The 8,671-nt window shown below is 39.0% G+C and carries 5 protein-coding genes, 1 tRNA gene and 1 pseudogene; 3 read left to right on the forward strand and 4 right to left on the reverse strand.

Annotated features, from left to right (window positions below):
- Positions 1-446: 446 nt before the first annotated feature.
- Entirely contained in the window at positions 447-866 is a 420-nt protein-coding gene (locus tag JCM15074_RS19780) for a PACE efflux transporter (RefSeq protein ID WP_025823648.1), read from the reverse strand.
- A gap of 116 nt (positions 867-982) precedes the next feature.
- Here JCM15074_RS19780 and JCM15074_RS19785 point away from each other — a divergent pair, with 116 nt between their 5' ends.
- The 3 genes from JCM15074_RS19785 (at position 983) to JCM15074_RS19795 (ending at position 2,940) form a co-directional block, all read left to right on the forward strand.
- On the forward strand, positions 983-1,873 hold the full coding sequence (locus tag JCM15074_RS19785) for a LysR family transcriptional regulator (protein ID WP_025823650.1): 891 nt from the start codon (positions 983-985) through the stop codon (positions 1,871-1,873).
- A 124-nt stretch (positions 1,874-1,997) separates the two neighbouring features.
- Positions 1,998-2,087: transfer RNA gene (locus JCM15074_RS19790), tRNA-Ser, on the forward strand.
- 163 nt (positions 2,088-2,250) lie between these two features.
- Positions 2,251-2,940 carry a hypothetical protein gene (locus JCM15074_RS19795; RefSeq protein ID WP_025823652.1) on the forward strand — a complete coding sequence of 230 codons (690 nt, stop codon included), beginning with the start codon at positions 2,251-2,253 and terminating at the stop codon, positions 2,938-2,940.
- A 324-nt stretch (positions 2,941-3,264) separates the two neighbouring features.
- On the opposite strand, the gene JCM15074_RS19800 is transcribed toward JCM15074_RS19795, so the two are convergent.
- From JCM15074_RS19800 to JCM15074_RS19810, 3 genes and pseudogenes are all read right to left on the reverse strand, one after another.
- Positions 3,265-5,433, reverse strand: coding sequence for a M3 family metallopeptidase (locus JCM15074_RS19800; RefSeq protein WP_025823654.1), 2,169 nt, complete (start codon positions 5,431-5,433; stop codon positions 3,265-3,267).
- 212 nt (positions 5,434-5,645) lie between these two features.
- Positions 5,646-7,381: pseudogene (gene ggt / locus JCM15074_RS23245) on the reverse strand (gamma-glutamyltransferase).
- 104 nt (positions 7,382-7,485) lie between these two features.
- Positions 7,486-8,103: a LysE family translocator gene (locus tag JCM15074_RS19810; RefSeq protein ID WP_025823656.1), complete on the reverse strand. Its 618-nt coding sequence runs from the start codon at positions 8,101-8,103 to the stop codon at positions 7,486-7,488.
- Between the last annotated feature and the right edge of the window lie 568 nt (positions 8,104-8,671).

Below are 8,671 nucleotides of genomic sequence, written 5' to 3' on the forward strand. Positions count from 1 at the left end.
TGGTGAATGCGTCGGTGTGGCATACGCCTGTAGCAACGATACGAACTAATACTTCGCCCGCACGAGGTAGCATAACGTCAACTTCTTCTACTGATAGTGGTTGACCTGGACCCCAAGCAATCGCTGCTTTTGATTTGATAAATTTATCTGTCATGAGATATTCCTATGAAAATTGGTTAGCGCGTTGTTTGGCACTATAAAAAAATAATCAACCTCGCGGCTAATCGATGAGATGTATTATATTTATTTCCAAAAGAATGATAATCGCAGAAAATAACAAATTACTTTTACTGTGGAGTAATAATATTGATTGGGCTATTGGGGCTAGAGCAAATAAAAAGCCCAAATCAGATAAACAGATTTAGGCTTTGTAGTAAATATATCAAACGTCAATATCAAGATAAGCGTCAGCGTTTAATAAAAGTCATGAATTAAATCAGATTTTATTATATTGCAATATGCCTTCTTACTTTGATCCTAATATGATCATAAGCGTAGTTATACACAAGGGTATAGAAGGTAATAAAAATGGTGACGCCAATATCGAGCATAAAGGCATGCCATAAATCGGTGTTAAGTAGATGCGCCATTACTGGAACGGTTATAAATAATAAGCCACCTTCAAACAATAACCCATGAGTGATACGTAATGACCAACTGCGGTTCTCACGTTGACCATGGATATAGTGATCAAAGATAGTATTAAATACAAAATTCCATAGCATAGCGATAATCGCGATAATTACCATGGTGTGGGATAGTGCTGATATTTGGTGATCGGTAAAGATGACTAAACCCATTATCGATAACATAACGGCAAGTATTTCAAATAGCACAGCATGAAATACCCTTTCGACAGATGACACTTTGATGTTCCAATGATTAATGGTGAATCTATTTTAGAACGAAAATCGACAGATAAAAGTTAGCTACTATCACGAAAAGTGATAGCATGCTTATGCAATAATTTTGGGACTCAAAAATGTATAGTTTTGAACAACTAAAGATGTTCGTCTGTGTTTATGAATGTGGTTCATTTTCTGCTGCGGCGCGTAAATTAGGACGTGCACAGTCAGGTATTAGTCAAGCGATAGCAAATTTTGAAATTGCGATTAATCAAACACTATTTGATCGCAGTCGCAGTACGCCTGTACTTACTCCAGAAGGACAAGCATTATTACCGCTTGCGCGTTCAATCTTATTACAACGACTGCGGTTTGATCAAAAGATAGTGGCACTTGATGCGATGCAAGAGCATGAGTTTTGCGTTGCTATTGATGACAGTTTATTTAATCCTGAGTTATGTCAACTTATTGCACAGCTAAAACATACTTTTCCGTTGACTCAGTTTGAAGTGCTTACCAGTTCGACATTTGATATTCGTGATATGGTGAGCCGGGGGATGGCACAAGCAGGGGTCGTATACAGTGATGGTTCAACGCCTGATAATATGGATTTTTCAACAATCGGCCATAATAAGTTTATTACTGTCGTTGCAGCCATGCATCCGCTTGCTGATAACAAGGTGGTAGGAGAGTCACAATTAAGAGAGCATTGCCAATTAGTTCATCGTAGCCGTCATAATCAAGAGTTGTGGTTTAGCCATAGCATTGGTAATAACCTTTGGTATGTAAATAGTCATCAATTAATGATTGATTTTGCATTGCAAGGAATTGGTTGGGCAATGGTGCCACAACAGTTGGTACAAGCGGAGTTGCAAAGTGGAGCATTAATTAAACTTGATTTGGATTATGAGCCACACGGCTGGATGACAACGATTGACCTTATTCAAACCAGAAATGTGGTTGGTGGTCCAATTAAGCAGGCAATCGCGACGATGCTAACTGATTATTTCGCTGATGCCAATTTGTAGAGACGTTATTTTAAACATGTTTTGTTGCTAACTTAAGCTAACTGTTGTCAATTTAAGCGAACACTTAAGTTGGTGAAAATAATGATTTACAGCAAGGGTTTTGCTACGTATTATTCATTGCGTCGGAGGGGTGGCAGAGTGGTCGAATGCACCGGTCTTGAAAACCGGCAACGGTTTATCCCGTTCCAGGGTTCAAATCCCTGCTCCTCCGCCATAATTTAGAGAAGGCGCTTAACTTAGGTTAAGCGCCTTTTTGCTATCTGGCATTAACCCCATAATTTCTAGTCTATACTATTAACGTTTTCACTCTTCCTGTTGTTGAATTTTCAAGTCGTTTCATTGCGAAAGAGCTGAGTATCAACAAGGAGATGAGTTATATGATTAGGATATTATTTTTTCTATTAATAAGTTATGGGTTAACGGGGTGCGCAGAGTCCATTAATGCTTTCTATAATCGGGATGTGATAGAAGATACATTAATCAATGAAGATAATGCTGAGATGGCATTAGGCACATTATCTGTCACCGCACAAAGGCGAATTATTGTTGCCAATATGATTTCTGGTAATTTTTGTGCCGAGCCACCACCAGAAGCTGCTGATACCATCACTACTGCAATTGCTACTGCGCTGCAAGCAAACATAGATGCAGATAAAACTGTGAATGCTGAGCTGGCGGCTAATTTTTCAAAACATGTTAATCAACTCTATCGACGCACGCATACGGTACAATTATTTAGAGATGCTGCTTTCTATTATTGTGTTGATGCGGTTAATTCTTCAAATGGTGCCAAAGGCAGTTATCAAGCTTATTCAACGCACTTAAACACAACTGTAAATGCATTGGTTAAGTCGCTAGATAAAGAAGTCGCCCTTTATTATAAAACGGAAATAGAGAAGGCTAAACAACCGAATTACAGCACTGAATTTGTGGTATGTAATTCTGAATCGTTAGTTGATAAAGATGGCGATAAACCTAAACAATTAATGGCTAAAATACACTGTCAGCCATTATTAAGTCAGCCAGAAAAAGTTGACAGTAAAAAAGATAAAAAGCCTGCGAGTTGATACGAATTAAACGGTAAATATTGCTGTTTTTTTTGGTTTAGTCACTACTGTGATGATTATACCAATTCCACTAAATAAGTGATCAATTCAGAGCCACTCAGACTTTTCAATTCAAGGCGCATTGATGAAGAAATGGTTATTCCCTTTTAAATCAATGCAAAGCAGAAGTGGAAAGTCTGAGAGACTCACGTAGTGCGGGTTTCAAAAGCCCTTCATGCTACGTTGGAGGCTCTCGATATAGAATAACTATTAGCTTCAAGCCTCTGCCTTGCCTACAGGGCTTTGAATTCCCGCTGAAAGATCACATTATTAATGGAATTGGTATTACTTAGCTAATAATCCCTTAGCGCGTAGTAGTGGCTCAATCCCTGCTTCTTTACCGCGGAACGCTTTGTAAAGGTGCATTGGGTCATGGCTGCCACCTTGCGATAAGATGTTATCTTTAAATGCCTTTGCCGTTTTTTCATCAAAAATGCCATTTTCAACGAAAGCTTCAAACGCATCTGCACCTAGGATTTCAGACCATAAGTAGCTGTAATAACCTGCTGAATAACCACCAGAAAAGATGTGAGCAAAATAGGTACTACGGTAGCGCGGTGCAATCTCTTCAATGAGTCCCATGTTTGCAAGTGACTTAGCTTCAAACTGAGCTGCATCTTTAACTTCAAAATCAGTTTGAGTATGCCAATCTAGATCCAGTTTAGTTGCTGCCATATATTCAACAGTGTTAAAACCTTGATTGAACTTACTGGCTGCTTGAATTTTATTAACCAGTGCTTGAGGGATCACTTCACCGGTTTGATAATGTTTAGCAAATTGTGCCAATACTTCTGGTTGGATCATCCAGTTTTCCATCACTTGAGATGGGAACTCTACATAATCACGAGGAACCGAAGTGCCTGATTGTGAACGGTATTCAACATCTGATAGCATGCCATGTAGCGCATGACCAAATTCATGGAATAGGGTACTTGCTTCATCAAATGTCAGTAATGCTGGCTCATCACCCATTGGCTTTGGATAGTTAAGCACGTTAACAATGATTGGCATTGATTCAACGCCATTCATATTATATTGCTGACGATATGCATTCATCCAAGCACCGCCACGCTTTGAGTCTCGTACAAAGTAATCACCCATAAAAATGGCAATTAATTTGTTGTTAGCGTCATAAACTTCCCAAGTGCGTACTTCTGGGTGGTATTTCGGTAAGTCAGTGCGCTCTTTCATGGTAATGCCGAATAAACGGTTAGCCGTGTAGAACACACCATCTAGAGTGCTTTCTAATGAAAAATATGGGCGTGTATCTTGCTCATTAAATGCATATTTTGCAGTGCGGATCTTATCTGAGTAATAAGCCCAGTCCCACGCTTCGATTTTGAATGATTTACCTTCAGCATCCACCAATGCTTGCATTGCTGCAACTTCTGCTTTCGCTTGGTCTAGCGCAGCTGGCCATACTTTATCGATAAGCTGGTATACATTTTCTGGTGTTTGTGCTGTACGTTCTTGCAATACAATATGAGCATGGGTTTTATAACCTAACAGTTGTGCTCGTTCTGCACGAAGCGCAGCCATTTTTGCTAAGATTTTTTTATTATCATTAGCATTATTGTTGTTTGCTCTTTCAATATAGCCTTTGAAGATAATTTCACGTAATTCACGGTTATCAGCATAGGTTAAAAATGGTGTGACAGATGGGCGGTGAGTAGTGAAGACCCATTTACCATCATGACCACGCTTAGTGGCTGTTTGAGCCGCGGTATCAATAATGTCTTGTGGTAAACCAGCTAAGTCAGCTTTGTTATCGATTACCAGTTCAAAAGCATTTGTTTCAGCTAATAAATTATCACCAAACTCTAAGCTTAATTTACCAATTTTCTCATTAAGTACACGAAGTTTCGCTTTTTCTGCTTCATCTAAATTGGCGCCACCACGCACGAATGATTGATAGGTATCATCCAATAATTTTTGCTGAGCAACAGATAGATTTAAGCTATTTTTTTGTTGATAAACGGCTTTTACTCGTTGAAATAAAGCGTCATTAAGCAGTACATCGTCGCCAGCTGCTGAAAGCATTGGACCCACTTCTTTTGAGATCAACTGCAATTCAGGATTGGTATCGGCACCTGTTAGGTTGTAAAACACACCAATAACCTTAGTTGTAAGGTTACCAGAGAACTCCATTGCTTCGATTGTATTGGCAAATGTTGGTTTTTCAGGATTATTAATAATGGCTTGAATTTCAGCTTTTTGTTGCGCAATACCTGCTTTGAATGCAGGTAGATAATGTTCAGGTTTTATATTGGCAAAATCAGGCATACCGTATGGAGTAGGGTACGGTTTAAAGAATGGGTTATCCTGATTTTTACTGATGATTTGCTGGGCAACTTCGGCTTGTGAAGTGCTTGCGGTTTGCATCGTAGAACATGCACTAAGTGATAATGCGAGTGTTACCGCAGCAACAAGTGGCTTTATTGTCATAACTTTCATGTTGATCCCTGGTGTTATTAATCAATGTCATCACTGTTTATTATTTAATATTATTAACTAGTGAGGACTGTTGTTTTTTGCTTGACCTTGTTAAATATCATGATGCATTGCTGCATTACTATATAAAAGTTGCAACATTTTGTAATTGGTATGAAAAAGCACCCATAAAGAGTGCTTTATTAATGTTCAAAATTGCTTATCGATTTATCGGCTTAATAACCGATAGCGGCAGCACCTAAACGACGTGGATCTGAGGCGCCCCAATGGCCATCTTCGGTAACCATAATAGATTGAGTCGATCCCATTGCATTTTTGACTTTAACGTTATGCCCTAAATCTTTTAGGATCTGGATGGTATCTGGACTTAATGTATGTTCCACTCGCAGTTCATCTGGTAGCCATTGGTGGTGCACTCGAGCAACATTAGTTGCTTCAGCAATATTTAATTTATGGTCAATCACATTAAGGATAATTTGCAAGGTTGTATTAATGATCCTAGAACCTCCAGGGCTGCCAGTCACAATAAAGGGTTTATTATCCTTCATCACAATTGTGGGAGTCATTGAGCTTAATGGACGTTTATGGGGTTGTACCGAATTAGCTTCGCCACCGATCAGACCATAACCATTAGGACTGCCTGGTTTTGCTGAAAAATCATCCATTTCATTATTTAAAAGAATACCTGTACCAGCAGCTACAAGTCCTGAACCATAACTAAAATTTAGCGTGTAAGTGTTTGATACGGCATTACCCCATTTATCTACAACACTGTAGTGAGTCGTTTGTGGGCTTTCATAATTGGCGAGTTTTCCGGGTTTTATTTGGCTACTTGGTGTGGCGTGTTTAAGGTCGATTTGTGATGCAATTTTCTTGGCATATGCTTTATTTGTTAATTGGTCAACGGGGACATTGAAAAAATCAGGATCACCTAAATATTCACTTCGGTCAGCATAGGCATGTTTCATGGTTTCTGTCATCAAATGTAAGGTCGCGGCAGAATTAAGACCTAATTGATGTAACGGATATTGTTCAAGTACATTGAGCATTTGCACAATATGAACGCCACCAGAAGAGGGCGGCGGCATTGAAATGACTTGATAACCACGGTAGCTACCTGTTACAGGTTTACGCACAATAGCTTGATAGTCATTAAGATCGTTAAGACTCATTACTCCGCCTGCAGCAGTAATCGCATTAACTAACTTTTCGGCTGTTTCACCCTGATAAAAACCATTAACGCCATGTTTTGCAATAAGTTGTAGTGAATGTGCTAATTCTGGCTGCTTTAATATTTCCCCCGCTTGATAAAATTGCTTGCCTTGATCTTTATAGAATATTTGTTTGCTGGTGGGCCATTTAGATAATCGGTCACCGATATTGCTAATGAGTTGGCCAAATCTGGTGTCACCACAATGCCATTTTTCGCTAATGCAATCGCGGGAGCGATAACGCTGGCAAGTGGCATAGTGCCGTACTCTTTCAACGCCAGTTCAAAACCTTTTACAGTACCGGGAACGCCAACAGCTAAACCATGACTTCGGCTTAAAGTGTTATCAGCATTTCCCGCTTTATCTAAAAACATGTCTCGGTGCGCTTGTGCGGGGGCCATCTCGCGATAATCAATCGCAATGTTTTTATTTTGTTCACTTAAATGCACTAACATAAACCCGCCACCGCCGATATTACCCGCTCTTGGCAAGGTAACTGCGAGTGCAAAACCAACGGCGACAGCCGCATCAACAGCATTACCACCTTGTTTGAGAATGTTGGCGCCCACTTGGCTGGCTATCGCCTCTTGGCTGACAACCATTCCTTGTTTGCCCCAAATAGGTTGGGCAATAGCTTGGTGACTATATATAGAGTCGTGTGTTTTTGCCGTGGTTAAGTTTGGGGCAAACGCTAATATGGCGCTTACACTAAAAGCGAATAGGTGTTTGATTGGGCGCACGATAGTATCCTTATTATGTTTTAGGATAATGTGCCTTTATATTAACCAAATCGCAACAATTGATTAAAGGCAAGCATAAGTCGGCTTACCTTTAATAGAAGTCTTTAGCTCATAGCGAGCCAGAAACCGACAATAATTAATAATCCGCCAGCGATTCTATTCAGCCATTTCATATTATCATTGCGATTTAATACTATGCGTAAGCTCTTACCACCTGTTGCATAAAGAAGCATGCAAGAAAACTCGCTTAATAAAATTATCGTTAATAAACCAATCATTTGTATAGTGAGGTTTTGTTCGACATTGATAAATGGTGGCAGCAGAGTAACCATAAAGGCCCAGCCTTTAGGATTTGCAAGCGCGGTTATCAGACCTTGATTAAATAGATTACTACGTTTAGTTAATATCGTTTGTTGCTCATCCAATGTGAGTTTTGTTTTTGCACGCCATTGTTTAATCCCCAAATAGATGAGATAGGCTGCACCAGCAAATTTGAACGCAGTAAAAACGTTAGGGTAATTAAGCATGATGCTGGCAACCCCCATTACCGCAGCAATCGCGACTATCGCAACGCCAATTAATTCACCCACCATCATCCATAAAGTCTTGCGGACACCAATACTCATACCGAGTGTCATTGCGAGTGTCATACACATTCCAGGGGTGACTGATACAAGAAAAAAAGTGGGAATAAAAACGGCTAATAATGTTAGGTCTGGCATAAAAATGTTGTTAAGAATGTTAGAACTATAATTTTACGGAAAAGCACTAATTAAAGGTACTTAAATCTATCGTTATCGTCAGTCTTTATTTAATTCTTTTGTCTATTGCTCTATCTACTTCATAAGACATCCATATAAAAGCTGAGTCTAAATAGTAAGTTACTAAATTATCACTTGTTTACAGTCGCTATTGGTGATTTTTTAAATTATATCTTGCTTATATATTGCATCTTTAGGTTATATGGAGATAATACTTTCGCCTGATTGTTAACGAGCTAGTAACATCTTTGCTTATGTTTTGTTACTTTTATCGCTTTGTGGGTTTGGTGCATTAATTCACTATTTGTATTTTTTATAAATAACTTGAGCACTTTGAACGATAACTTGAATTCAGTACTTGGTTAATAAGGCCATCTTAATAATAAAAAAGTAGGACTGACATGATCAAAAATAGTATAAGTACGTTGTTGGCTGGAATATTTTTATTAGCGGGTTGTAGTGGTGATAATGATGGTTTTTTAGATAGAGATGATAGCCAACAAGGTGACGATTTTTTTGCGGGTCAACC

It is taken from the genome of Shewanella marina JCM 15074 (genome assembly GCF_000614975.1).
GTDB lineage: Bacteria > Pseudomonadota > Gammaproteobacteria > Enterobacterales > Shewanellaceae > Shewanella > Shewanella marina.

What these genes read in the sequence shown, in the direction of transcription:
- JCM15074_RS19785 (WP_025823650.1), top strand. Translation starts at nt 983, where the DNA reads ATGTATAGTTTTGAACAACTAAAGATGTTCGTCTGTGTTTATGAATGT.
- JCM15074_RS19795 (WP_025823652.1), top strand. Translation starts at nt 2,251, where the DNA reads ATGATTAGGATATTATTTTTTCTATTAATAAGTTATGGGTTAACGGGG.
- JCM15074_RS19800 (WP_025823654.1), bottom strand. Translation starts at nt 5,433, where the DNA reads ATGAAAGTTATGACAATAAAGCCACTTGTTGCTGCGGTAACACTCGCA.
- JCM15074_RS19810 (WP_025823656.1), bottom strand. Translation starts at nt 8,103, where the DNA reads ATGCCAGACCTAACATTATTAGCCGTTTTTATTCCCACTTTTTTTCTT.